Source organism: Paenibacillus sp. FSL E2-0201 (genome assembly GCF_037963325.1).
Classification (GTDB): domain Bacteria; phylum Bacillota; class Bacilli; order Paenibacillales; family Paenibacillaceae; genus Paenibacillus_AQ.
This window is the reverse complement of record NZ_CP150154.1, coordinates 2,093,417-2,119,758: the sequence shown is the minus strand read 5'-3', so window position 1 is coordinate 2,119,758 and position 26,342 is coordinate 2,093,417. Positions and strand designations below refer to the sequence as shown.

At 42.2% G+C, this 26,342-nt stretch carries 14 protein-coding genes; 7 read left to right on the top strand and 7 right to left on the bottom strand.

Annotation, left to right across the window (positions count from 1 at the left end):
• Positions 1-94 precede the first annotated feature (94 nt).
• Positions 95-1,429 (bottom strand): maltose ABC transporter substrate-binding protein, encoded by a 1,335-nt coding sequence (locus NSU15_RS09185; protein ID WP_042125829.1) that lies wholly within the window; start codon positions 1,427-1,429, stop codon positions 95-97.
• A gap of 924 nt (positions 1,430-2,353) precedes the next feature.
• Between NSU15_RS09185 and NSU15_RS09180 the strand changes: the two genes are divergently transcribed.
• Positions 2,354-4,099, top strand: a complete 1,746-nt coding sequence (locus tag NSU15_RS09180; protein WP_076117494.1) for an alpha-glycosidase — start codon at positions 2,354-2,356, stop codon at positions 4,097-4,099.
• Between the two features lie 168 nt (positions 4,100-4,267).
• Here the strand turns inward: NSU15_RS09180 and NSU15_RS09175 are convergent, their stop codons facing one another.
• Entirely contained in the window at positions 4,268-11,791 is a 7,524-nt protein-coding gene (locus NSU15_RS09175) for a pullulanase (protein WP_339290026.1), read from the bottom strand.
• Positions 11,792-12,553: 762 nt separating this feature from the next.
• On the opposite strand from NSU15_RS09175, the gene NSU15_RS09170 reads away from it, so the two are divergent.
• From NSU15_RS09170 to NSU15_RS09145, 6 genes are all read left to right on the top strand, one after another.
• Entirely contained in the window at positions 12,554-13,600 is a 1,047-nt protein-coding gene (locus NSU15_RS09170; protein WP_339290024.1) for a LacI family DNA-binding transcriptional regulator, read from the top strand.
• Between the two features lie 225 nt (positions 13,601-13,825).
• The gene (gene pgmB, locus NSU15_RS09165) at positions 13,826-14,482 is read left to right on the top strand and encodes a beta-phosphoglucomutase (RefSeq protein WP_042125822.1); all 657 of its coding nucleotides are present in this window, start codon (positions 13,826-13,828) and stop codon (positions 14,480-14,482) included.
• 289 nt (positions 14,483-14,771) lie between these two features.
• Positions 14,772-17,090, top strand: coding sequence for a glycoside hydrolase family 65 protein (locus NSU15_RS09160; protein WP_076117497.1), 2,319 nt, complete (start codon positions 14,772-14,774; stop codon positions 17,088-17,090).
• Between the two features lie 92 nt (positions 17,091-17,182).
• Positions 17,183-18,865, top strand: coding sequence for an alpha-glucosidase (locus NSU15_RS09155; protein WP_076117499.1), 1,683 nt, complete (start codon positions 17,183-17,185; stop codon positions 18,863-18,865).
• A gap of 162 nt (positions 18,866-19,027) precedes the next feature.
• The gene (locus NSU15_RS09150) at positions 19,028-19,873 is read left to right on the top strand and encodes a GyrI-like domain-containing protein (protein WP_339290021.1); all 846 of its coding nucleotides are present in this window, start codon (positions 19,028-19,030) and stop codon (positions 19,871-19,873) included.
• Positions 19,874-20,028: 155 nt separating this feature from the next.
• Positions 20,029-20,880, top strand: coding sequence for a DegV family protein (locus NSU15_RS09145; RefSeq protein WP_076117502.1), 852 nt, complete (start codon positions 20,029-20,031; stop codon positions 20,878-20,880).
• 58 nt (positions 20,881-20,938) lie between these two features.
• Here NSU15_RS09145 and NSU15_RS09140 read toward each other — a convergent pair whose 3' ends face one another.
• The 5 genes from NSU15_RS09140 to NSU15_RS09120 all read right to left on the bottom strand — a co-directional run bounded on the left by NSU15_RS09140 (position 20,939) and on the right by NSU15_RS09120 (position 26,157).
• A complete protein-coding gene (locus tag NSU15_RS09140; protein WP_076117504.1) occupies positions 20,939-22,579 on the bottom strand; it encodes an ATP-binding protein in 1,641 nt (546 codons plus the stop codon).
• Positions 22,580-22,785: 206 nt separating this feature from the next.
• Complete coding sequence (locus NSU15_RS09135; protein WP_339290019.1) at positions 22,786-23,487, bottom strand: ABC transporter permease; 702 nt, start codon at positions 23,485-23,487, stop codon at positions 22,786-22,788.
• A complete protein-coding gene (locus NSU15_RS09130; RefSeq protein WP_076117507.1) occupies positions 23,471-24,391 on the bottom strand; it encodes an ABC transporter ATP-binding protein in 921 nt (306 codons plus the stop codon). Before NSU15_RS09130 ends, NSU15_RS09135 begins: the two co-directional genes overlap by 17 nt.
• A 117-nt stretch (positions 24,392-24,508) precedes the next feature.
• A complete protein-coding gene (locus NSU15_RS09125; RefSeq protein ID WP_339290017.1) occupies positions 24,509-25,444 on the bottom strand; it encodes a sensor histidine kinase in 936 nt (311 codons plus the stop codon).
• Positions 25,444-26,157 (bottom strand): response regulator transcription factor, encoded by a 714-nt coding sequence (locus NSU15_RS09120; RefSeq protein WP_339290016.1) that lies wholly within the window; start codon positions 26,155-26,157, stop codon positions 25,444-25,446. The genes NSU15_RS09125 and NSU15_RS09120 overlap by 1 nt, the downstream gene beginning before the upstream one ends.
• Positions 26,158-26,342: the final 185 nt, after the last annotated feature.

Sequence of the window (26,342 nt, the reverse complement as noted above, 5' to 3'; positions counted from 1 at the left end):
TCCTCTCCGAGTGAAAATAAGAAGCTGCCCTCCGCTAAACATGCGACGGGCAGCTTGATTCACTGTATGCTGTTAAGACTGTGATTTATGATCCTTATTGCGATGAACTGTTGTTCAAATCTTTGATTTGTTGAACGGCTTTGTCCATTGCTGCTTTTGGATCTACATTCTTATCCCAAATTTCTGGAAGCGCTGCATTTACAGGGCTCCAAACGTTACCCATTTCAGGGATAGAAGGCATTGGTTGGGAACTCTTAGCTTGTGCTGCAAAAGCGGATACGAATGGATCGTCAACGATTTGTGGATCAAGAAGCGCTTCATTGTTTGTAGGAACAGAACCGATCGTTTTGTTCAGTAACAATTGAGCGTCTTTGCTTGATGCAAAATGAGCGTACAATTTAGCAGCATTCGGATATTGAGTAAACGAGTTAACCGCGAAAATCTTGATACCAGAGAATGTAATAGCTGTTTTGCCATTTACTGTAGGGATCGGTGCGATACCAAGGTTATCTCCAAGAGCTGCTTTGTATCCTCCAAGCTCCCAAGGACCTGTGATATCCATCGCTACATCACCTGAGTTGAACAAGCTGCGTTTGATATCACTATTGATATCTCCGCTCTTAATTGGCAATGCTTCTTTCATTTTCACAAATTCTTTAAGGCCTGCAATCGCTCCATCGTTAGCAAGTCCGATATCTTCTTTATCAGTACCGTCCTTACCGAACAGATATCCACCATCAGAAGCGATAAACATGTAGTTGAAGTACAGGTTTCCTACTTCCCACATAATTCCGTATCTGTTCTTGGATTTATCTGTGAATGTTTTGCTGAAAGCAAGAACATCGTCGAAAGACTTAGGTGCTTCTTTAACGAGTGATTTATTGTAGAACAATGCATAAGTTTCTGCTGCTCTTGGGTAGCCATACAATTCGCCATCGTACGAAGATCCGATAATTGAAGCTTCAGTATTGCTAGCTTTTGTTTCTTCACCGAAGACGTCATTAGGAAGAACCAAGCTCGCACTTGCCGCTTTACCTAAGTTGTCGTGAGGGATAAGAACAACGTCTGCTGCTAATCCTGAAGGACCATCTTGCGTAAGTTTAGTTACTTGATCTGGTGGTGCCAACTCTTCAATCTTGACTGGAACGTTATATTTTGCTGTGAACTGCTTAGCAATTTCATCTGCGAATGGTCTTTCTTCCTTACTTTCCCATACAACTAGTGTCGCTCCATCTTCAGGCACAATTTCTTCTGTTGCTGCTGCATCTGTGGTCTCTGGCGCTGCAGTCTCTGTAGTGTTGTTAGCAGCATTAGTAGCTTTTGCTGCGTTGTTACCCCCGGTATTCCCATTGTTGTTCGAACCACACGCTGTAACGGACAGTGCCATAGAAACAGCAGCGGTGATAACCATCACTTTTTTTAACTTCATTACTTTAACCCCTCCCAATTTTAAAAAAGCATAAGATGGTAAAATAGTAGAGCTAGAAATTTGCGCAAACGATTTCAGAAAAGCTAAAAAAAAAGTTGTTCTTTTAGCTCGCTCCTTCAAAAGCTGCATTTGGCAGTGCAAGAAAGCGCTTCATTCATGAATACATCATACAACAGTATCGTTTGTTTTTAAAAACGTTTGCACATACCATATTTGACCATTTTCCATTAATTTATAAACTATATAGGCATTTATCTCCATTTTTCACATGATATCTTTTAATTAATCGATTATTCATGTGTTTAAAAATGGAATTGCTTTTTTATTTGCCCCTGATATGCCACAAATTCACTTTTCCAATAGATTTACAATTTTCAGGCAGTAGAAATGCACATATACTCAAGTGAAAATTTGTGCAATGGTTTGAACAAGAGTATTGAAAGCCCTTTTATTCCATGCTATAATCCAAATCGTTAAGAGGCTATCCAACACGAATCATTGCATCTATTGTCTGCCTCCTGTTCTATATAATTAAAAGGCAATGTTACTTATGAAAGGTACAACCTCGGACAAGCTACTTCGCGGCGGTTGTGCCTCTTTGTTATGTGCAAGTTTGCTTCATCATTTGCGCATGTTGCATAAAAAACTGTGCAACCAATAACAATAGCGACATTCTAACACCCGTGCTGTGGTGAATTGTTCGAGGAAGTATTGCTTACCACTCTAAGCGTATGCTTTTGAGGTAGTTTTGCCGAAGCTGATCAGGGAAGTATCGCTTACAAAACTAAGCGTATGCTTTCGAAGTAGTTTTGCCGAAGCTGATCAGGGAAGTATCGCTTACAAAACTAGGCCTATGCTTTCGAAGTGGTTTTGCCGAAGCTGATCAGGGAAGTATCGCTTACAAAACTTTAGGAGGACTTATTCATGTTACTGGAAGCTGTGTACCATCGCCCGCGGTTAAATTGGTCTTACGCCTATAATGAGAGCACGATTCATTTGCGTCTCCGCGCTAAAAAAGGAGATTTAACAGAAGTATTTGCTTTTGCAGGAGATAAATACACTTGGGATACCACAAAAGAGCTAATTCCCATGACCCTCTTCACCTCTGATGCTATGTTCGATTATTGGGAATGTGCCTCTGTTCCCATCTATCGTAGATTGAAATACGGATTCTTACTGCAAAAGGATAATGAGAAAATTTGGATGACCGAAAATGATTTTCAAACGAACCGTCCAGAAAATCCAAACAAGCTGTTCGAGTTCCCATTTATTAACCCCGTTGATGTATTCACTCCACCTGCCTGGGTAAAGGATGCTGTTTTCTATCAGATCTTCCCTGAACGCTTTGCAAATGGCGACCCTAGTCTTGATCCAAAAGATGTTCAGCCATGGGGAGCAGAGCCAACACCAACCAACTTTTTTGGCGGCGACCTGCAAGGGGTTATTGATCATCTGGATCATCTTAACGAGCTTGGCATCAATGCTATTTATTTCACACCACTCTTCACAGCAACTACTAATCATAAATACGATACAGAAGATTATATGCAAGTTGATCCGCATTTTGGGGATATTGCAACGTTAAAAACACTCGTCGATAACTGCCATAAACGTGGTATTCGTGTGCTATTAGACGCTGTATTTAATCATTCCGGTGGAACTTTCGCTCCGTTTTTGGATGTTAAGGAAAAGGGAGAAGACTCCATCTACAAAGATTGGTTCCATATTCGTGAATTCCCACTTCAGGTTGTAAACGGCATTCCTACTTATGACACTTTTGCGTTTGAAGCACATATGCCAAAGCTTAATACAGAACATCCTGAAGTTAAAGAGTACTTGCTGAAGGTCGCAGAATTTTGGATCACAGAAGTTGGAATCGATGGTTGGCGCCTAGATGTGGCCAATGAAGTAGATCATGATTTCTGGCGTGAATTCCGAAAAGTGGTAAAGCGCGCTAATCCTGAGGCCTACATCCTTGGAGAAATCTGGCATGAATCTGCTCCGTGGCTGGAAGGTGATAAATTTGATGCCGTTATGAATTATCCTTTTACTGATGCCGTCCTTGACTTCTTTGTTCATGGAAGCCTTGATGCTGAAGGATTCGCCAACTCTATTGGCCGGCAGTTATCGCGCTACCCACTGCAAGCAAGTGAAGTTGCCTTCAATCTGTTAGATAGTCATGATACTCCGCGGTTGCTTACGCTGGCTGCAGGGGATAAAAATAAAATGCGATTAGCTTCACTATTCCAATTCACCTTTATGGGTACTCCTTGTATCTATTATGGCGACGAGTTCGGAATGGACGGTGATGGTGATCCAGGTTGTCGTAAATGCATGGAATGGAACCCTGAACAGCAGGATCATAATCTATTCGAATTCTATCGCCAGCTCATTCAAATACGCCATGAGCAACCAGCACTTCGTACGGGGACATTTACCTTCTTGGAGGCAGGTCGACAAGGCAGTAAGCTAGCCTATGAGCGCCGAATAGATCTTGAGACTATAGTTGTACTGATTAACAGTGAAGAGACTGCTCAGACGTTCCGTATTGACGTAGACGAGAAAAATTGGGAGAACTTGTTCACTGGCGATACAGTGCGTGCAGAAAGAGGCAAGCTAATCATGAAGATGCCTGCTTATGGTTTCACTATACTTAAGGCAATCGTTTAGTTACAAATACCTCCGATCATATTAAACATAACAAAAACAGGGTATCTCACTAGCTATGATAGCTGCGAGATACCCTGTTTTCTATTAGAGCTTAATAAGAATGACTGTCATATTACTAGCAACTACTAATACTTCGGTGCACTAACATCAGCACACCGAAGTCCAGTTTTACTTGCTCAGTAGCGTATAAATAATTTGTGCGCTTTCGGCGCGGGTCATCCATCCTTTAGGAGCAAAATGATTATTCCCTCTGCCCTGAAGCAATCCTAGCTCTGCTGCAGCCTTCACATAGCTGTCTGCCCACTTGCTTATGCTAGAAGCATCTGCAAACGCCTTAGAACCCGCTACAGGTTCGATCTTCTTAACAGACTTCACTTCAAGCGCACGGATCACCATGACAGCCATTTCCTCACGGGTAATGGAAGCATTCGGCGCAAATGTATCATTGCTGCGACCACTCACAATACCCAGCTTAGAAGCTGTTGCTACATATGATAAATACCATGCATCTGACTTGATATCCGTAAATTGAACCTGCCCTTCTGCCTTTAAACCAAGTGCGCGAACTAGCAATGCGGTAAATTCCGCACGGCTAACATTGCTCTTAGGATCATACTCGGTTGTTGTAACCCCTGAAACAATTTGTTTTGCAGCAAGGGACTGAATGGCGTGGAATGCCCAATAAGTAGATGGAACATCCTTGAACGACTTAACAATCTCAAGTACGGCATATTTACTAAAGTGCGTGACTTGTGTAGATATCACGTCTCCATTGAGCTGTCCACCTACGTACTCAAGCTCGCCATTATCGCCTAAATAGTAAATCCCCAATAGATCTTTATTCGATTGACCTTTAATCTTAAACGATATCGTAATTGGCTCATCGAACTTCTTAACTACTATCCGAGTACCATCTTTCTTCAGAATGCTAAGTCTCAGTTCAAACACATCGGAAAGCGAAGTTACGGTCCCCATCTCTTTGTTTAAACCATCGATTAATGCTTTTGTAGCAGACTGGATCAATGGTTTCAGCTCCAACAGGATTTGAGCACCATCCGCATCCACACCTGAAGCTAAACTTGGTATTGTGCTTAACAGTTTGTTAGGGATAGTAACTAATAGATCCCCCACTTTAAGAACTAAGTCATCAGTTCCCAACGTTTGTGCAGCATGCAATGGTAAGAGGATTGATGTCTTACCAGAGGCGATTTCAATTTGCACCTTACCATCTTTACCGTTTTTCAAACTGTCTTCACTGATAACTTGAGTATCAGCAGGAGTTGTAGGGTTAACAACAGCTCCACCAGGTGTTGGTGTCACTTTAGATACTCCAGATAGAATAACCGTTCCACCATCATCTCTACTCGGTAGATCAATGATTACTTTTTGATCAGCGGATACTGTGTAGGTTTTGCCGCTATATTCATCTGTTACAGATGAGTTAGGAACAAACGGTACAGGAATCGTTGCGGATACTACACTGTTGTTGGTGTTGATAGCCGTCACAACATTCTCATTGCCATAATATTTGTTGAAAGCTAAATAACCTAAATCATCTGAACCCGCCAGCTTCGTGCGCGTACCTTTGGAATACACTTTGGAGTATTTTGCACGAATATTTAACAGCTTCTGATAATGATCATGAAGTGGCTTTTCTGCAGTCAACTGATCCCAAGGCATATCTTTACGATTCTCGTTGAACTCACCTTTAGACATGTCTCCTGCTTTTTTGCCCGATTTCCCCAGCTCTTCTCCGTAGTAAATGACTGGCTGTCCCTTGGCTGTGATTTGCAGAGCGGCTGCGATTTTCAGCTTGCCTTTATCTCCATCCACGTAATTAGACAAGAAGCCATCCTCATCATGACTACTCAGGAATTGAGCCATCATCTTCGTGTTATCAATCTTTAACTCTCGTTCCTGCAAATAGGAATCAACACTGTTAACTTTACCATCAGTAAAGTCTTTCGCAGCATCATTAAATCCAAAATCAAGCAGTCCGTCCATCTGGCCTGTTTCGAGCATTCCACCATTGCTATCAATGGTTCCGCCAAAGTATTCACCGGTCATTTTGAAGTTTGGATCAATTGAAGTCAGTGCATTTTTAAATGCTTTCCAAGTTGTATCTTCTACATGTTTGACTGTATCCACACGGAAATAGTCAATCGTATCTCCACGTTCCGTCCGAGCGTTATCTAACCATCCTGTTTGCCAAGCAATAATTTTTTCACGAACGGCTGGATCTTCCGTTTTGAAATCCGGCAATCCTGCAAGCTCGCCTTTGATTGGATCTGTATCCGCGGATACACCATCCGTACGAAGCATTCCTTCAAAACGTGCTTTATCCTCAGCTGTAATCGTCGGCTCTTTATCCTCAGCCTTTAAACCGTAGCCCGTATGATTGAGTACAACGTCGACCATGATCTTGATGCCCTTGTCATGTGCCTTTTCGATCAATTCCTTGAAGGTCTCCATATCACCAAGATGCTCGTCAAGCTTTGTAAAGTCCTTGGCCCAATATCCATGATATCCGTATTGTTTGAAGCCATCACCTTTATTAAAATCAATATTATCTACAATTGGCGTAATCCAAAGCGTGTTAATACCAAGTTCTTGCAAATAATCGAGATTGTCGATCATTCCTCGGAAATCACCACCGTGGTATGCTTCCAGTTGATCTTTATCTACATTCTCATTATTTGTTGGATCTCCGTCTTTGAAGCGGTCTGTAAGCGCGAAGTATATACGGGCCTCATCCCAATCAAAATCAAGCTTATCACCTGTATAGGTTCTAGCTTTAACCTCGATTGTTGCATTTTGCTTATGCGCATTGCCGTATTGGTCCACGAGTGTAATCGGAATATTCTTGATTCCTGCTGACACCGTGTCCTTTACAGCAACCGTCTGTTTCAGCAGCTCCGTATCCAGTTGAACTTTACTTGGTCCGCCAAGACTGGTCAAATCCATAAACCCATCCGTATAGATGATTTCTTCTAAAGCAGAAGTTTTAACGGTCACGACAGCATTCTGATTAGAGGTTATAACCTCCGGACTCACGGATGTCGTAATCGCAATTTCAGGGGTACGATATTCAAAAGATGATTCATCATTTACGGTATTCTTTGGATCTGTGTATTCAGTTGTAACTCCGTTTTTCGTGATTAAGTAAGTATACTTATACGTGCCTACTTTTAAATCACGTAATGTGTAAGTGAATAATTCATTAACGGAATCATAAACCATTGGATACTCTTTACCATTTACTTTTACGATTGCAGAAGTGATTGCATCAACATTTCCAATACGGAACAAGGCAGGATCTCGATACCTAAAAGTAGCTGTTCCATCCTTTAAGATCGGTTTTCCAATGCTAGGCTTGATTACAAAATCCTTTACCCCGCTGCTGACGTTCACTTTAATGAACCCATCACCAGGTGTCAAAGGAATAAACCGATCATCACCATAAGGATCCTTATTTGACCAATCTTCGCCTTTACGAATGACGAACCCTACCTTTTTCGCGTCCTCAGCAACCTCAATTAGAACACTCGCAGTATCATTTTCGAAGGTTGTAAAATTAATCTGGTCATTTTTAGCTCCTGTATCCCAAGCCCAGATATTCCATCCCTTATAATCCTTATCGCTACGCGTATAAGTGAATTGGACATATCGCTTGTCGGTAACATTAACAGTAGCCGTTTTAGAAATACCACCATAAGTTATGGTGATTCTGGCTGTTCCTTCAGAGATCCCTTTCACTTGACCTTTACTAGTTACTGTAGCCACTTCAGGGTTGTTGGATGTGTACTTAGCCAATTGGGTAATGTTTCTTCTGCTGTTATCATCATATTTTGCGAAAGCAGAAGATTTGTGCGTTTGACCTATTGGCAGGCTGTAGCTCGTGCTGTCAAGCTCCAAGGCTGTAAATCCAGCGGCTGCAGCTTCCTTTTTAATAATCACAGCAGTCAAAGGATCTAGGGTAATTGAATTTGCTGTTAAGGAGAAGCCACTCCATTGACCAACCGGAATCGCAGCAACACCTGCTTCATCATTGTCGACAAGCACCTGACCAGTCGTCAAATCCTCTGAAAGGGTCAGTGTTCTAGCTGTGCTATCGCCATTCATGAAAACATAATAGATACCTGTGCCATCTGTAGCTTTGTTTGAATAACCAATAACAAGATCATCTGTCTTCATTTCTGGAGCAGGAATTAGGTTAACATTGGAATCTACCAGATCCTTGTCTCCCAATCGGAATGCGTCGGTAGACTTTCTCAGTTCCATTAGACCTGAAGTATATTTTCTTGTCGTATTCTGAACAGGGAACTGTGATTCATCCGTTGCTTTCGTCCAGTCAAACATGTTGACCGCATCCGAAGAATCATACGAATCGTGAATGAAATAACCAAAGGATTTACCTTCGCTATCAAACATTTCAGTGTATTTATCCTGAGGAACCGCAGTATCCTTCCACTGCTTAGTACGACCATATTCCTGGCCTGCATGAATAAAGGCCGTTCCTTGAGAGGTTAGAACAAGCATGTTGCCAAGTCTAATCCGCTTCTGGATTTCAAGCTCATTCTCTGCAATTGTAGGATCCTTCTTGATCGTTTGTGCGATCACATCATGTAGCGTCAAGTTGTCATGCGCTTCGATGTACGGAACGATATCCCCTGGATCATCAGCGGGCGTATTTGATGGTTGTGCTTTAATATTGTTAAAGATTGTCGTAATTGGACGCGCACCGCCGGTAATAAATCTAGGTTGACCTTCAGAGCCATAACCAGATTTCAATTCATTACGGAATTCATCAGAGAAAACACCGACGCTATCCGTTTTGTCCATCCAGTCCTGATCCGCACCTTTCCCAGCAAGGGAAGGATCGGCTGCAGCGCCACCAAATGTTCTCCACCCTTCACCGATAAAAAGAGCCTTCGGATTAATTTCTGCCGCGGCATCATAAGCATGCTGCACAGCCTCTGCTGTCGCATCGCCCATCATATCCCAGCGCATTCCATCAATCTTGTACTCTTCAAACCAGTATTTCACGGAATCTACCATCAATTTCTCAGCCATTTTGTGGTTGGTGGCCAGATTGTTTCCGAAGCCTCCGATAAAGCTGCCATTTGCATCTTGGAATGCGTAATAATTAGGTACGATGTCGTTTAAAAATTCTTTTTTAGCCATGTGTGTGTACACTACATCCAGAATGACACCCATTCCAGCTTCATGTACAGCGTCAATCAAACCTTTTAATTCTTTGATTCGCGCTTCAGGATCAGCAGGATGCTGAGAATAAGCACCATCTGGGGAGAAGTAGTTGTGAGGATCATATCCCCAGTTGTATTCATTGTTTTTAGCGGAATAATCTGTTTCTCTATTCCCCATCTTCGTTTCGTCCCCATAATACCAAGCCATTACAGGAAGCAATTGAATATGAGTTACACCGAGAGACTTAATATAATCGAGCTTCTTTTCAAAGGCGCTATAAGAGCCCCATCTTTCGCCACTCAAGCTATCCACGATCGACACATCCGATGTAAAGTCTCGAACATGAACTTCGTAAATGATAGCGTCCTCGCGTTTTTCGTAACCTTCTATGTCAGCATAACCAAAAGTATCAGGATTCGTCTGACTTAAATCAACGATAGCCGCTTTACCAACTGTATCCCCGCCAGCACCAGCAGCACCAGTGGTATCCACAGTAAATACCGCCATTGACTTAGCATAAGGATCAAGCACGTTATTGGTTAAACCATCATTCGTTACTTCATATTGATAAAAGAATCCTCTTACATCATTCGTGTTTGTGCCAGTCAAATCAGTCGGCTTCAAATTGACCGACCATACTCCCTTCTCTCCGCTCGTTAAATCCACACTACCCACGTGCACGTTGGAGTCATTTTTATCGTATACATTAACAACGACCGAACTTGCTTTAGGTGCCCACAATTTTAATGTGGCTGTTTTGTCAGCGTTATACGTAGCCCCTAAATCGTCTCCTGTATAATTGTACATTTCATCAAGCATTCTCCAGCCACTAACGGCTGAAACTGTTTTACCAGAGTAAGTAATACTAAGCGGAACATTATCCAGATCAAAAGCTTCTGTATCCACTTCTATTGAAGTTTTGCTAGTAATGGTTACAGCAGACACAGGAATAGAAGCACCGTCTTTATCTTTAACGGTAATCTCATTCTTTAATACTGCTGCATCCAAACCGTCAGTTAACGTGAAGCCAAGAAGTATTTTGCTTGTCGATAACACTTCTGCGGAAACTAAACCGATAGGTGTTTCACCAAACGGTGAAACATATACATTGTTGTCTCCTTCTTTAACCCACAGCTGATTATAACGATCTAACAAGCTGAAGGTTTTATTGTCCCCGTCTTTATCTCCGTTCGAAGGCTTCATTACAATAAAGCCAATTTTCTTGGCACCCTCTATGAGTGGAACATCGACATAAGCACCGAAATTGTCCTTTTGATCCACTTGGAAAGGCGTCGCAGGAGTCGGCCAAGAACCAAGTGTATCCGAAGGTGTGGACACATCATCCCACAGCCATAATCCATACTGATCATGATTAGTATCAGATCTCATATAGTGGATCCGAACGGTATTTTCCGGAAGCTTAACAGGTTCATAAGGTGTAACCACATCGGAACCTTCAGTGATCCATACTTCATTAGTTTGTGGAGTGTTAATTGAGAAGTTCTTGTCTCCACCGTCTTTGGCACCACTAGCACGTTTAAGTGCAATAAAAGAGATTTTCTTAGCCCCATCCTTAATCGGCACATCAACGTAAACTCCAAAGGAATCAATTTGCCCATCAGGGAAAGGAGTCGCACCCATAGCCCAATCAACAGAAGGAGTTACAACATCACCCCACAGCCACAATCCCTTATCGGTGTAATCGCTAGCCTTATAGTGAACACGTATGTGTCCTGCTGGAACTGGAGTAACCTCTACTGGTCCAGTAGGAATTTTATATTCTGCGCTCACACTGTGATCTGCAGAATTGTACATGAAGGTTACCTTAAGATCTAACGGTAAACTCAATGTCAGATCGGTCTCTGGATAAGATATATCTTCTGATTCTATAGCTCCCGGTACAAGCACCTTATAGGTGTAATCTCCCTGCGGCACAGTAACAACTGTACTGTACACACCATCAAAATCAGGATCTGATAATGTGGATAATGCATCTGCTGGCAGGCTTCCTGTCAATCTTGGCAGCTTACCCGCAGCAATTGGCGTATAGTACGTAGAATCAGCTATTTTATGAGTAATATCATTATAATAAAAGGTTACAGTTGAATCTGTTTCTAGCTTTATGTGGATATTCTCCCCATCATTTTTCCCTTGAGGATTTGTGTACTTTGAAAATCCATAGTTCTCAGTCCAGCTATCATTTAGGGTAACCTTGTAGTTATATTCCCCTGCTGGCAAATTGCCTGTAAATGTATACAGACCATTTTCCGAGTATGTCATTTGGGTGACTACTGATTTCTCATCCCAATTCTTTCCAGGAGTTTCTGACCCAGTGGATGTAAACTTGGACTGTAAATCTCCGACCAAAACTACCTTAGTCGTTTCTGCTGAAACCTTAACTGGGTGTAACCCGAGACTGGAGAACACAAGAGCAAAGATCATGAAGATCGCGAACGCCCTCTTGCCCCATAAAGTTATTTTCATTCTGTAAAACCTCCCATGATTATGAATTCCCTTTGTGCAAGCGGATACATGATTTCTCGGAAGTAGTCAATTTTTCTTATGTAATGAAATCATGTGTGTTCCTTCTTATAGTTTGAGAAGGTCTATGTTGCGGCTCGTCGGACCAAATTAACAGCATCACCACCCTTATCATAATAAAAAAATCTCCATTAACACAAAAATAGTGCAAACGTTTGCAATTAGTCGTGCACAAACCTAAATACATAAAACTCATTTCTCAGCACAACTGATATCGACCCAAATTACCCCAATGTAAACGCTTGCTATATTTTGATTTACATACTAATCCTGTATTTATGGTATTGTCAACCAGTATTTTTATGTGCTGAACAAACTCGAATTCTTATAAAAGTAAAAATAAAGAAAATATATCCAGATAATCCTATCGGGAATAACCTGATGATATATAAATATCACTCATTTCATTTCTCGATTTGAATTGAATATATGCTTCATCGAATATAACAAAAAAATTTAAGCCACACGTTTGCATTTACTAATTGCTCCTTTCGAAGAAATTGGATATCTTTTATTCATATTAAGATCAATCTTGCTAAATCATTCATTCTTTTTTGGTGAAAACAAACAATTTTACACATAAATTTCTAATACTCTTTCCAAAAGTTGCAATATCGCCCTTCCAAATGACTTTATCTATTTACAATTTAGAACTCTTGGATTAATATTACTTTGTAAAGCAAACGGTTCCATAAGGAGGTTTCTATGACAGTTACCATTAAGGATGTGGCCAAGAAAGCGGGAGTATCTCCCTCCACGGTATCCCGGGTATTGTCCAATCACCCCAGAATCAGCCTGGAAACTTCCCGCAAGGTTAAAGCTATTATGGAAGATATGGGCTATACACCTAACATGATGGCTAAGAGTCTAGTGTCGAAAACTACAAACAGCATATGCTTCAGTCTTCCTAAACCAGCTGAAGAGCTGTTCTCAAATCTATTTTTTATGGAATTAATCCGGGGGATCGTTACACAAGCTAGCCGTTCCGGCTACGATGTGTTAATTAGCTCCGGAGCAAACGAGAAGGAAGAATTGGAAGCCGTTTCAAGACTTCTAAAGGGTCGTCGAGTAGATGGTGTTATTCTGCTTTACTCTCGTACAGATGATGCTGTTATTGACTTTCTAGAGAGTAACGATTACCCATTCGTACTGGTAGGCCGAAGTGATCGATATGAGAATATTTTATCTGTCGATAACGATAATGTGATGGCAGCATATGATGCTACAAACCACCTCATTTCAATGGGTCATGAACGTATTGGCTTCGTAAGTGGACCGCCGAATCTAATTGTTTCTCGCGATCGTCTCGCAGGATACCGTAAAGCATTGCTGAATAGCGGTCTTGAAATGCGTGATGAATGGATTGTAGAAGGTGAATTTCTACAGGATAGCGGATATAGAGCGATGTCTTTTTTCATGAATTTGCCTAACCGGCCTACTGCTCTTGTTGCAGTGGATGATATGGTGTCGTTCGGAATTTTACGCGGATTGAATGAACTGAACTACAAAGTTCCTGACGATCTCGCTATTGTAAGCTTTAACAATATTCCATTATCTGAATTATCCAGCCCTCCGATCAGTAGCATTGATATCGGAATTTATCATCTTGGATACACTGCATCTCAGGTACTTATTCAGAATATCAAGAGTCCGAATCACGATGCTGGTTATACGAACCGATTTGTTATTCCACATCGCCTGATCGTGAGAGAGTCTTCTATGTACTCTCATGCTAAGAACAAAACCGAATGAATAAGTGAAGCGATTAAACGCTTCATTTATTTTTTGAAAATGTGTACAAACGTTTGCGCTAAATCATTTAAATCTTCTTGATCCAGTTCTTTTCAGGGTGAATATTCGATTGTGAGGTTAGGATAAACTTAACTATCTTAAGCTAAGCTTATACGTTCGAAATAAAACTCAGATACGATTAGCAACGGATCACGATACTGTCACAACTTTTTAGGAGGTACTACAATGACGGAAATTAAAGCCTGCTTGTTCGATTTGGATGGTGTTATCGTTGATACTGCCAAATACCATTATATCGCATGGAAAGAGCTTGCAGATGGACTGGGGTTTCTCTTCACAGAACAAGATAACGAACGCCTTAAAGGAGTCAGCAGAACTGCCTCATTAAATATTTTGCTGGAAATCGGCGGACTAACTATCGATGAAGAAGAGAAAGCTAAGCTTGCGGAACAAAAGAATAATCGTTATGTCGAATATATTGCGAAGATGGATAGCTCAGAGATTTTGCCAGGTGCGCTTGATTTTCTGAAAGAATGCCGTGAGAATGGCATCAAAGTTGCCCTCGGTTCTGCTAGTAAGAACGCAATGACGATATTGAATAATACAGGATTGACCCCTTACTTTGATGCGATCATCGATGGCACACACACTAGTGCTGCTAAACCTGATCCGGAAGTTTTTCTTTTAGGAGCCAAAGCACTAGGTGCTGATCCTAAACACTGTGTTGTCTTCGAAGATGCAGAAGCAGGAATTGAAGCTGCGTCGCGTGCTGGAATGTTCAGCGTTGGAATTGGTTCACCAGAAACACTCAATGCTGCAAACATCGTCGTTCCTTCGCTCGCTCATATGAGTGTGCCACAACTCAAAAAATCTTTTGCTTAAATTCTAACGAACATTAATCAACTGAACGTGTTAATGTGATTCGCCCTGCTGCATCCCACTTATAAATGAAATGTCTAGAGGTTAGCTTGAAGTGGAGATGGCGAAAGGATTATGTAGAAGCGTTTGCGTTCGCCTTTGTCCCCAGATGCTTACCTTTAATTCTCAAGTCTATGCATCTGAGGACAACAGCGATCGGAACAACCTTCGCCATCGGAGCGTCTCACAAGCACCAAAGTAGAGATATAGTTCATTATATATCCCCACAACATATTTAAAGGAGCCGGTTATCGTGAAACAATATTTAACAATTGATGAATGGTCCATTATTGAAGAATCTTTTGATCCACAGACACAAGAAATCTCTGAAAGTGTATTTAGCCTTGGCAACGGATTTATGGGTGGCCGAGCTAATTTTGAAGAACAATATAGTGGAAGTAGCCTGCAAGGCAGCTACATGGCTGGCGTGTACTATCCTGACAAAACACGGGTCGGCTGGTGGAAAAACGGCTATCCTGAATATTTTGCAAAAGTACTGAACAGCACGAACTGGATCGGTATTAACATCGATATTGACGGAACTCCTTTAGACCTGGCAAAATGTACGGTTTCCGATTTCCGTCGTGTCCTTAACATGAAGGAAGGTACGCTTTCCCGTTGCTTCACTGCCACACTCGAAGATGGTAAGGAAGTTAAAGTTGAGAGTATCCGTTTCGTCAGCATGACTCGTCAAGAAATTGGGGCTATTCGTTACTCCATCGTTCCTGTTAATTTCTCAGGTAAGATTACAATCACACCTTATCTCGACGGTGATGTGAAGAATAAGGATTCCAACTATGACGAGAAGTTCTGGAATGAAGTTGAGAAGCAAGCAGGCACTGAAGGCGGGTATCTTACCCTCAAGACCAAAAAACTCGATTTCCATGTAACCTCTACTATGGCTTTTGATGTCCTAATCAACGGTGAGAAGGTCAACACTGAAGCTGAAGCCATTGAACAAGAGAAATATGTAGCCAGCAAAATGAATGTATCCGTACAATCTGGCGACCAAATCGTCATCTATAAATATGTTGCTAACGTAACCTCGCGTAATCACGGTCTTGGACAATTGGTCGATGCCGCTCAAACTGCTCTGCAAGCTGCTAAGGAAGCTGGTTTTGTAACCCTTCTGAAAGAACAAATAGACGCTTGGAGAGAAAAATGGAAAGAAAGCGACATCATTATTGAAGGCGACGTGTCGGCACAGCAAGCGATTCGCTTCAATATTTTCCAGCTGAATCAAACTTACAATGGTGAAGATGATCGTCTGAACATCGGACCTAAAGGCTTTACAGGTGAAAAATACGGCGGCAGCACTTACTGGGACACAGAGGCGTATTGCGTTCCCTTCTATCTCAGTACAGCAGACTCCTCTATTGCCCGCAACCTGTTGATTTATCGTTACAAGCATTTGGAGAAGGCTAAGGAGAATGCTCGTAAGCTAGGTTTCGCAAAAGGTGCATTGTACCCAATGGTTACCATGAACGGAGAAGAGTGCCACAATGAGTGGGAAATTACATTTGAAGAAATTCACCGTAACGGCGCCATTGCTTATGCGATTTACAACTATGTGAACTACACAGGAGACAAAGCTTATCTTGGTCAATATGGCCTTGAAGTTCTGGTGGAAATCTCCCGCTTCTGGGAAGAACGTGTTCACTATGCAAATCGTAAAGACAAATACGTGATGCTTGGCGTAACGGGACCTAATGAATATGAAAATAACGTAAATAATAACTGGTACACCAACCGGATGGCTTCTTGGACTATGGAATATACCTTAGAAGCTCTGGATTATCTGAAAAAGAACGAATCCACACGCTATGCAGAACTAGTTGACAAACTAGGACTCCAAGAGAGCGAAACCGCAAAATGGAATGATATCATTGCCAAAATGTATTATCCTGCGGATGAAGAACTGGGTATCTTCTTACAACAAGATGGCTTCCTAGATAAAGAGATTATACAAGTCAAGGATCTGGCAGCTGAGAACCTGCCATTAAACCAAAAATGGTCTTGGGATCGTATCCTTCGTTCTTGCTTCATTAAACAAGCGGACGTTCTGCAGGGATTATATTTCCTAGGGGACCGTTACGATCTGGATACCAAAAAACGGAATTTCGACTTTTACGAGCCGATCACTGTTCATGAGTCCTCCCTATCCCCTTGTATCCACTCTATTCTAGCCAGCGAACTAGGATATAAGGATAAGGCTTATGAAATGTACTTGCGTACTTCAAGACTGGATCTTGATAACTATAACAATGATACCGAAGACGGCTTACACAGCACTAGTATGGCCGGTACTTGGATGTCCATCGTACATGGCTTCGGCGGATTACGTGTTCATGATGGTAGACTGACTCTGAGCCCATCGAACCCAGGTCACTGGACAGCGTACTCTTTCAAAATCATGTTCCGCGGCTCCCGTCTAAAAGTAAGCGTTTCGGACGCACAGGTTACGGTTACGAATGAAACTGATATTCCAGCTTCTATTACTATCTATGACAAAGAATATACCGTGAACGGACTAAGCAGCATCACTGCTGACAGCAATTCCGTCACAGTATAAACCGACACCACAAGAGACCCTTGAAGCTAATAGCTTTTAGGGTCTCTTTATTTTTTCTCTAAATGGATAACTTATATAAGGAGTGATTATTAATGAAAAGAACCTTTTGGAAGGAAGCTGTCGTTTATCAAATCTATCCACGCAGCTTTCAAGATAGTAATGGTGACGGTATTGGAGATCTGCAAGGAATCATTTCACGTCTGGATTATTTGCAGAAGCTCGGTGTCGATGTAGTTTGGTTATCACCTGTATATAAATCGCCAAATGATGATAATGGTTATGACATCAGCGATTATGAAGACATTATGGATGAATTCGGTACGCTAAAAGACTGGGAAGAACTACTGACCGGACTTCATGATCGTGGCATTAAACTAATGATGGACCTTGTAATCAACCACTCTTCAGATGAACATCAATGGTTCGTAGAGTCCCGTTCGTCAAAAGATAATCCGTACCGTGATTACTATATTTGGCGTCCAGGTGGACCAAATGGCGAACGCCCAAACAATTGGAGCTCCATATTCAGCGGACCCGCTTGGGAGCTAGATGAAACTACCGGTGAATACTATCTACATCTGTTCTCACGCAAGCAACCGGATCTCAACTGGGACAATCCAAAGCTGCGTGAAGAACTATACAAGATGATCACCTTCTGGCTCGACAAGGGTGTGGATGGATTGCGGATGGACGTCATTAATTTGATTTCTAAAGCGGAAGGTCTACCTTCCTTTCAAATCGAAGGCCAAGCGCCAGAGGAACTAGCTTGGGGCGGCGATTACTTTATGAATGGACCCCGGGTCCATGAGTTTTTACATGAAATGAACCAAAAGGTGCTTTCGAGCTATGACATTATGACCGTCGGGGAAACGCCAGGAGCTTCGGTAGAGGATGCCGTTCTTTACACCGACGAAGATCGCGAAGAGCTTCAGATGGTATTCCAATTCGAGCATATGGACGTAGATTCCGGCCCTGGAGGCAAATGGGACGTAGCTCCATGGACATTAACCAAGCTGCGCGACATACTCCATAAATGGCAGGTTGGTCTGGCTGACAAGGGTTGGAATAGTCTATATTTAAACAACCATGACCAGCCGCGCATGGTTTCACGATTTGGCGATGATGGGAAGTACCGCGTAATATCTGCCAAAATGCTTGCTACCTTACTACATACACTTAAAGGCACCCCCTATATTTACCAAGGCGAAGAGATTGGAATGACGAATGTAAAGTTCACAACGCTGGAAGATTACAAAGACATCGAAATTCTGAATATGTACCGTGAAAAAGTTACGGAGGGTGGCGCAGATCATGATACAATTCTGAACGCTATCCATATCAAAGGCCGGGACAACGCCCGTACTCCAATGCAATGGGACGCATCATTTAATGCTGGATTTTCAGAGGGAGAACCATGGCTCAAAGTGAATCCGATCTACAAAGATATTAACGTAGAACAAGCATTGGCGGATTCTGATTCAATCTTCTACTACTACCAAAAGCTGATTGCTTTGCGCAAAGAGAATCCGATTATGGTATATGGGGAGTATAAGCTAGTGCTACCTGACCATGAAAATATCTATGCCTACACTAGAACTTTAGATGATGAGCAATGGCTAATCCTGCTGAACTTTAGCGAGGCTCCTCAAACCGTTGATCTCTCCGCTGAGCTGAGCACCGTTACTGATTTAATCATTGGAAATTACCCAGATGAATCACCAACACAAGAAATTCTGCGTCCTTACGAAGCAAGAGTGTACAGATTACAAAGCTGACTCTCTCCACCTTCCTGAGTTATACTATATAGGATGATTTTGTTAAGATCATTCTTCCATCAGCAACCTGTCATTAGAGAGCAAGGAATAACAGGATTTGCAAATGGTGGCATGATAGTATGAACTCAAAGGGAGATGGCAGACTTGGAATGGCTTATCCGCATGAAAGAAGCTTTAGATTATATGGAGAGCAAGATGGAGGAACCCTTTAATACAGAAGATATAGCAAAGGTAGCATATTCCTCCCCCTTTCACTTCCAGCGCATGTTCTTCATGCTTACCGGAGTATCAGTCAAAGACTATATCCGTAAACGGAGATTAACTCTGGCGGCACAGGAACTCGCTATTTCTAAAGTTAGGGTGCTAGATGTAGCATTAAAATACGGATATGACTCTCCCGAATCGTTTGCCAAAGCATTCCGCAAGGCACATGGAATTACACCATCAGCTGCGCGGGAGCCAGGGGTAGAGCTCAAAGCTTTCCCAAGACTCTCCTTCCATCTATCACTGAAGGGAGATAAAGAAATGGACTACAGAATTGAGACAAGAGACGCCTTTAATGTTATCGGACTTGTTGAGGAAATGACAACGAAAAATGGGGAGAATCTGCGCCGCATCCCCCAGTTGTGGATAGAAGCAAACGCAAATGGTACGTCGGATAAACTGATTGAGATCGGTGTTGATAAGGACATCCTTGGTATTTGTAAAGATTTTAATCACGAAAAAGAAACTTTCTCCTATTGGATTGCTGTCGAAGCCTCTCCAGAGACGGATGCTCAGGGATTTGCTTCTACGACGATACCAGCTGCGAGTTGGGCTGTGTTCACCTCAGTTGGGCCGATGCCGGATGCTATCCAGCAGGTATGGGCACGTATTTTCCAAGAGTGGTTCCCTTCCACAGGCTACGAGCATACAGGTGGACCTGAGTTTGAGTTATACCTTCCGGGAAGACCTGATGCAGAGGATTATCGCTGTGAGATCTGGATACCGGTTATGAAAAAAAATTAATGCTTACTTAGACTATCCGGAATTTCGGATAGTCTTTTTTTCTTTCAGAATTTCTACGATTTCATTTTGAGAATCGACTCAATCTTGGTATAATAAATAGATTATGTGATTCAATAATGACGATTGTCGTCCGATTATCGGTGAAGGAGAAATTCATGTCTAATGTAAAAATATTTTCAGACAGCACTTCCGATTTACCTCAGAACTGGAAGGATACTTATAACATCGGCATCGTTCCGCTTTATGTAGTATTTGAAGAAGGAACCTACAAAGATGGTGAAGATATTACACCCGAGGAAGTGTATCGCCGTGTAGCCGCTAGTGGTGTATTGCCCAAAACGGCAGCACCTTCGCCTGCAGATTTCATTGCTGCATTTCAACCCGTAATTAGCAGTGGAAATGATATCGTATATATCAGCCTCTCCTCGTCACTATCCTCTACATATCAGAATGCACTTTTGGCTGCTGGGGAATTTCCTGAGGGGCGTGTACAGGTTATTGATTCACAGACTTTATGTGGAGGCATTGCTCTTCTCGTTATGAAAGCTGTCAGAGCCGCTGAAAAAGGTCTAAGTGCCATTGAGATTGCAGCTATGCTGAAGCAGAGTCGTAATCTTGTAGAAACAGAATTCGTGGTAGATACGCTAGATTACTTATATATGGGTGGACGCTGTTCAGGTATGCAGAATTTCATCGGTAGCCTGCTCAAAATTCGTCCTGTTCTTAGACTTGTAGACGGCAGCATCGTACCTACTAGTAAAATACGTGGTAAAAAAGAAAAAGCCGTGGAACAAATGCTCCAGAACGCCATGGTTAACGTTGATCGAATGGATAAAGAGCTGCTCATCGTTGTCCATACCTTGGCGGAAGAGGATGCTCGCTATCTGGAGACAGCACTACGAGAAAAAACTCAAGTGAACGAAATTGCTACCCTCCATGCTGGCTGTGTAATTGGCAGCCATTGCGGCCCGCATACTGTAGGACTTATGTATATGCTTCAAGATTAATAATCACACACAAATCTCCGGCCATTACTTCGTAAGTCAATGGACCGGAGATTTGTGTTTACCCCTCTTGATTTGAAGTTAGTTTTAACTCAGCCTCTTCTTTTATGAAGGGTAGCATAAACCGGAACGTTGAACCTATATTCTCTTCGCTTTCTACAAAGATTGTCCCACCCATCAACTCAACAAGCTGCTTACAAATAGCGAGTCCTAATCCTGTACCGCCATATTTACGGTTGATGGTTGGGTGCAGCTGAGAGAAGGATTGAAACAATAAGTTGAGTTTATTATCGGCAATCCCTACACCTGTATCGCGTACCGAGAATTCCAATAAATATTCTTTTGAATCCGAAAGTGGAATGTTCTTAACCGATAGTGTGACGCTTCCATATTCTGTTAATTTTAGAGCATTGCCTACCAGATTGACAATAATCTGCCGCAAACGGATCGGATCGGCTAGTAATGTCGTGGGAACACTCGTATCCGCCCACCACCGTAATGCCAGTTTCTTCTCTTCCGCTTTAGGCGTAAATAAATCAATGATACCCGCCATCATCTCTCGGAGCTCAAATGATTCGGATTGTAGTGGCATTTTTCCCGCTTCCATCTTGCTGAAATCAAGAATGTCATTCAATATCTGTAATAGCGTGTAACTACTGCTTCGTAAAATCTCGACATACCCTCGCTGTTCTTCTCCTAGATCCGTTTCAAGTAAAAGATCTGACATGCCAATCATTCCATTCATCGGTGTCCGGATTTCATGACTCATCATCGCTAAGAAATCAGATTTGGCTTGCGCCGCCTGCTCTGCAGATTCCTTAGCGCGAATGATTTCTTTCGCATTCGTGATATCGCTAAAAGCAATAACCGCACCTGCAATCATCCCCCCATCCATAAGAGGAGACACCCGATAATTCACAAAAAAGCTGGTTCCATCCTTACGCCAGAAGATCTCATCATCTTTTCTGCGGATAATACCATCTGCAATTGTAAGACTGATCTGACAGTCAGGAGTTGAATAACGTGAGCCATCACCTTGGATTTGATGAATATATTCCATCAGCTTCATACCAATCAATTCTATAGGCTGGTAGCCCAGCATATCTGCTCCCTCACGGTTAATAAAGAGCGTTCGCCCCATATTATCTAGTACGAATATCCCAGCTGAGACGGAATTCAGAATAAGGTTCGCTCGCTTCTCCTCGACTACAGCAGTAAAAGTTGGTTTGAAGGTTGTCTCCAGTTCTCCCTTACCAAATAATTTAGCTTTAAAAGAATCCGCCAATCCATTTAGCCAGTCATGTAACCCTTCCGAATAATGATGATAGTTGCCGTTATCCACTTGAATGATCGCAAATACCCCGACAATTCCCTCATCTATCGTTATAGGAATAAAGTTCCCCCTCACGGCATCCGCTTTGGGGTCATTCACATCTTGTAACTCAAAGCTAGAGGAACTTCCTTGGAGTGCAGCCTCAAAATCAGCTATATCAACAAGGTATATTCTCTTAAGTGCTGTCAGACCTATATCTTGGACCGATGCATCTGCACTGGATTCCAGATAGAACGTACGATTCGTTCCTACGCAGCGACCTTGCCGATCCAAAGCAAATATCACATTAGGATGATGGTTGTATAACGATGTATAAGCGCTCTCTTCGGAAAGCAATCGTTTTAGAATGGACGTCCAGTCTTTATCCACAATTCATTTCACCTCAGGCTCTCTCATCCATTATCATTACCCTAAAATGAACGGAAATTATCTCAAATTTTAAATTCTTCTATTATGACCATTATAGCAAATTTACTTTATTCAGTCGCAGATAAACACCAAATCCCCCTATAGAATCCAGCCACGATGACTTACACATCGTACTGAGATTCTTAAGAGGGATTTCTGTAACTGTCTTAGGCTATATCTTTATGGTCAATATTACGAATCGCCATATAGGCAATACCTGCTCCTAACAAGCCAAGCGAGATCGACACCGCCGCTAAATTACCTAAACGAGCTTGATCAAATCCACCAGAAATTAAGGAAGTAACCAACACAGCAGACACGATGGTAGCAGGGACTGATTTTTTCTTCATCCCAAAGTACAATGGAATTAGAGCGATACCTGCTGCATAAAATGCGTTTGCGCCTAACTTGATCAACTCTGAACTGATCATTGAAAGGTCTAACTCACCCGGAATAAGCCCTACAAAGGAATTGAATCCTATTAGGATAGCGCCAACCACAATGTCAGACACGATGATGGCAACAAATGTGAAGGCGAACACTATCAATAGTTTCGCAGTCATTAGCTTTTTGCGTGAGATAGGGTACATGAAGAGAAGAGTGATGGTGTTGTTCTTGTACTCATCAATCACCAGCTTGCTAATAATAACCGAAGCGAAAATAATATAAGCAGCCTTCACAAAAACGAACACACCCTCAAACATATCTGCATAAGAAGCGAACGAGGGTTCACTCTCATTTCGATCAACGAATAACACCATAATCATAAAAGCAAGAATAGCAAGATTGACGATTGATGCGCCTGTAAGAAGCGTTTTTAGCTTATTCTTCCGAATCTCCAAGGATATTAATTTAAGCAACGCCCTCACCCCCGATCAGTTGTAAAAAATAATCTTCCAGTGTATGTTGTTTCTTGCTGATGCTCTCAATTTCCACATCTGCCAGCACTAGCGCCTTATTCAGATCACGTTGTGAGATTCCACCGTCATATATTCTTACTGTAATATGATCCAGCACTTTGAAATTATTGAGGCCAAGCTTGTGCTCCAACACGTACACTGCTTTGTTAATTTCATTCGTAACCACTTCGATATATTCTGTATTTTGACCGCGAATGGAATCCATCGCCACTTCTTCTACCAGTGCACCCTCCCGGATCACACCTATCGTATCAGCAATCTGTTCGATTTCTCCCAAAATATGGCTAGATACGAGTAACGTCATCCCATATTCACGACTAAGCATCCGGAACACTTCACGCATCTCTTTGATTCCCACAGGGTCTAATCCATTAATCGGCTCATCCAGAATGAGTAGCTCAGGTTTCGTCATGAAGGCTCTGGCAATACCAAGCCGCTGCTTCATCCCAAGCGAAAATTGCTTCACCGGCTTTTTATCGATACCCGTAAGCTTTACCAGCTCCAGTGCTTCACCAATCGCTTGCGGATCATAATAGCCCATGTATTCTCCATGCAGGATCAGATTTTCTTTGGCTGTCAGCTTATCATAGAACACTGGATATTCAATGATGCAGCCCATCCGTTTGAGCATTTCATAAGAATGATTTGTCATTTTTTCATTAAAAAATTCAATCTCGCCACTCGTAGGTTTAACGAGGTTCGTGATCATTTTCATGACCGTTGTTTTGCCGGCACCGTTCGGTCCAAGAAAGCCATAGATTTCACCTTGTTTAATATTCATGTTTACATTGCTAACGGCTTCTTTGCCTTGATAGTTTTTTGTTAAATTTCTTGTTCGAAGTATCGTAGTCATTTCCGCGCTCCCCTTTGTTTTCGTCTCGTCTTCCTTAGTTCTTATTGTACACAGCAGAATTTTCTTTTTTATTACTCGATTCTTACAAAAATCTTAAGCTGTACACAATTTCATTCTTTAGAAGCTTAATCTACGAAAAGAAAGGGTAAATACCGTTCTCACAAACGGTTGACTAACCAGTGTAATGGTTCCATTCATCTGCTCCGTTAATCTTTTGGTGATGGTCAGACCCAGACCGCTGCCTTGATACGATCGATTTCTCGAATCCTCCAGTGTATATAGCCGTTCGAATACTTTATCCTGGTGTGCTTCGCTAATGCCTTTTCCCCGGTCCCAAACATCTATGTATACTTTGTTCTTATCACTATAGAGTTTCAAGCCTAATACACCTCCGGCATCGCCATAAGCAATCGCATTCGATAACAAATTGGACAAGATCCGGTCAAGCGCCTCTTCGTTCCCCATGAAATAAAGTAACTCATCAGGGATCTCTATTTCCACCTCACTGCCCTTGGCGCTAAGGATATCATAGAAGGAAAGAATATTTCGTCTGCATACTTCGCCTGCTTCAACACGTGTAAGATTGATTTCTCGATCCCCCGATTCCAGCTTGGCCAAATCAAAGAACTTATTCATCAGACGGATCACTTCATTCGCTTTTTGGTGAATCGTATCCATCATGCGTTCCCGTTCCTCGGCTGGCATATGCTCATCCTGCTGAATCGTTTCAATATAACCGAGTACTACCGTTAGCGGAGTCTTAAGATCGTGGGAAATATTCGACAGCATATTACGCATGGACTTCTCCAGCTTCACGCGCTCAATGCTTCCTTTATGGTTAACATCGAGCAGCCGGTTTAGATCGATCAGCACACTTTGCAGCTCCACATTACTGCTGAATAACAGCAGTCTTTCATGTGAACCTTCAGCCATGATGCTGCTTAGCTTGTCATGAATATATTTCAGATCACTTGAAGCTTTGCGCGAATTCTGATATTGCCATCCAATGACGACGAGCAGGAGTACAATGACCACACTAAGCGCCATGCTCATTATAGCTGCTCTCCCAGCTTATACCCGATCCCCCATAACGTCTTGATGTACTCTGGATGGGAGGGATCATCTTCTATTTTTTCGCGTAATCTTCTCATATGTACATTAATAACGTTCTCATCCCCGAAATAATCATCTGCCCACACGCTTGCATAAATCTGCGCTTTGGTGAAGACTCTACCCGGATGCGTGACAAACAGCTTAAGAATATGAAATTCCTTAGATGTTAACTTCACTTCTTCCCCGTTCTTTAGTGCAGAGAAATTATCCAAGTCCACGGTCAGGTCACCAATGGAAATCTTTTGCTTCAACGGAATCAAAACTTCCGCTTGGATGGTGGGTGTAGCATAACCCGCTCTTCGTATCGCAGCCTTCACTCTTGCAGCTAATTCGATCATCGAAAATGGCTTGGTTATATAATCATCCGCTCCAAAGCCAAGTCCAAGTGCTTTATCCACATCGCTGTCCTTGGCTGACATGATCAACACCGGAACTAGACTTGTCGCACGGATCGTCTGGAGAATATCAGTACCGCTGCGCTTGGGCAGCATGAGATCTAATAATACAAGATCAAAAGGATTACTAGTACGGAATGTCATTTCCGCTACTTCACCATCAAACGCCGTTTCCACTTCATAGCCCTCTTTTACTAAATAGGACTTAACCATTTCACTAATTGCTTCGTCATCTTCAATTAACAATATTCGGTGCATAAATGCTGCCTCCAATGATCTGAGAATAAAAATTAGTTAAAAACTTAAGGTATTTCTTTAAGGTAAACGTGACTGCGGTGAATGTTTGGACTTCCGGTCGCTGTTGTCCCCAGATTTCTTGATTATATACCGTGTTTCACGGTTGAAATCCGGTGACGGCCCATGCTTCCGAAGCGAGCTTTCCT

What these genes read in the sequence shown, in the direction of transcription:
- NSU15_RS09125 (WP_339290017.1), bottom strand. Translation starts at nt 25,444, where the DNA reads ATGAGCATGGCGCTTAGTGTGGTCATTGTACTCCTGCTCGTCGTCATT.
- NSU15_RS09175 (WP_339290026.1), bottom strand. Translation starts at nt 11,791, where the DNA reads ATGAAAATAACTTTATGGGGCAAGAGGGCGTTCGCGATCTTCATGATC.
- NSU15_RS09170 (WP_339290024.1), top strand. Translation starts at nt 12,554, where the DNA reads ATGACAGTTACCATTAAGGATGTGGCCAAGAAAGCGGGAGTATCTCCC.
- NSU15_RS09155 (WP_076117499.1), top strand. Translation starts at nt 17,183, where the DNA reads ATGAAAAGAACCTTTTGGAAGGAAGCTGTCGTTTATCAAATCTATCCA.
- pgmB (WP_042125822.1), top strand. Translation starts at nt 13,826, where the DNA reads ATGACGGAAATTAAAGCCTGCTTGTTCGATTTGGATGGTGTTATCGTT.
- NSU15_RS09145 (WP_076117502.1), top strand. Translation starts at nt 20,029, where the DNA reads ATGTCTAATGTAAAAATATTTTCAGACAGCACTTCCGATTTACCTCAG.
- NSU15_RS09185 (WP_042125829.1), bottom strand. Translation starts at nt 1,429, where the DNA reads ATGAAGTTAAAAAAAGTGATGGTTATCACCGCTGCTGTTTCTATGGCA.
- NSU15_RS09120 (WP_339290016.1), bottom strand. Translation starts at nt 26,157, where the DNA reads ATGCACCGAATATTGTTAATTGAAGATGACGAAGCAATTAGTGAAATG.
- NSU15_RS09130 (WP_076117507.1), bottom strand. Translation starts at nt 24,391, where the DNA reads ATGACTACGATACTTCGAACAAGAAATTTAACAAAAAACTATCAAGGC.
- NSU15_RS09150 (WP_339290021.1), top strand. Translation starts at nt 19,028, where the DNA reads ATGAAAGAAGCTTTAGATTATATGGAGAGCAAGATGGAGGAACCCTTT.
- NSU15_RS09180 (WP_076117494.1), top strand. Translation starts at nt 2,354, where the DNA reads ATGTTACTGGAAGCTGTGTACCATCGCCCGCGGTTAAATTGGTCTTAC.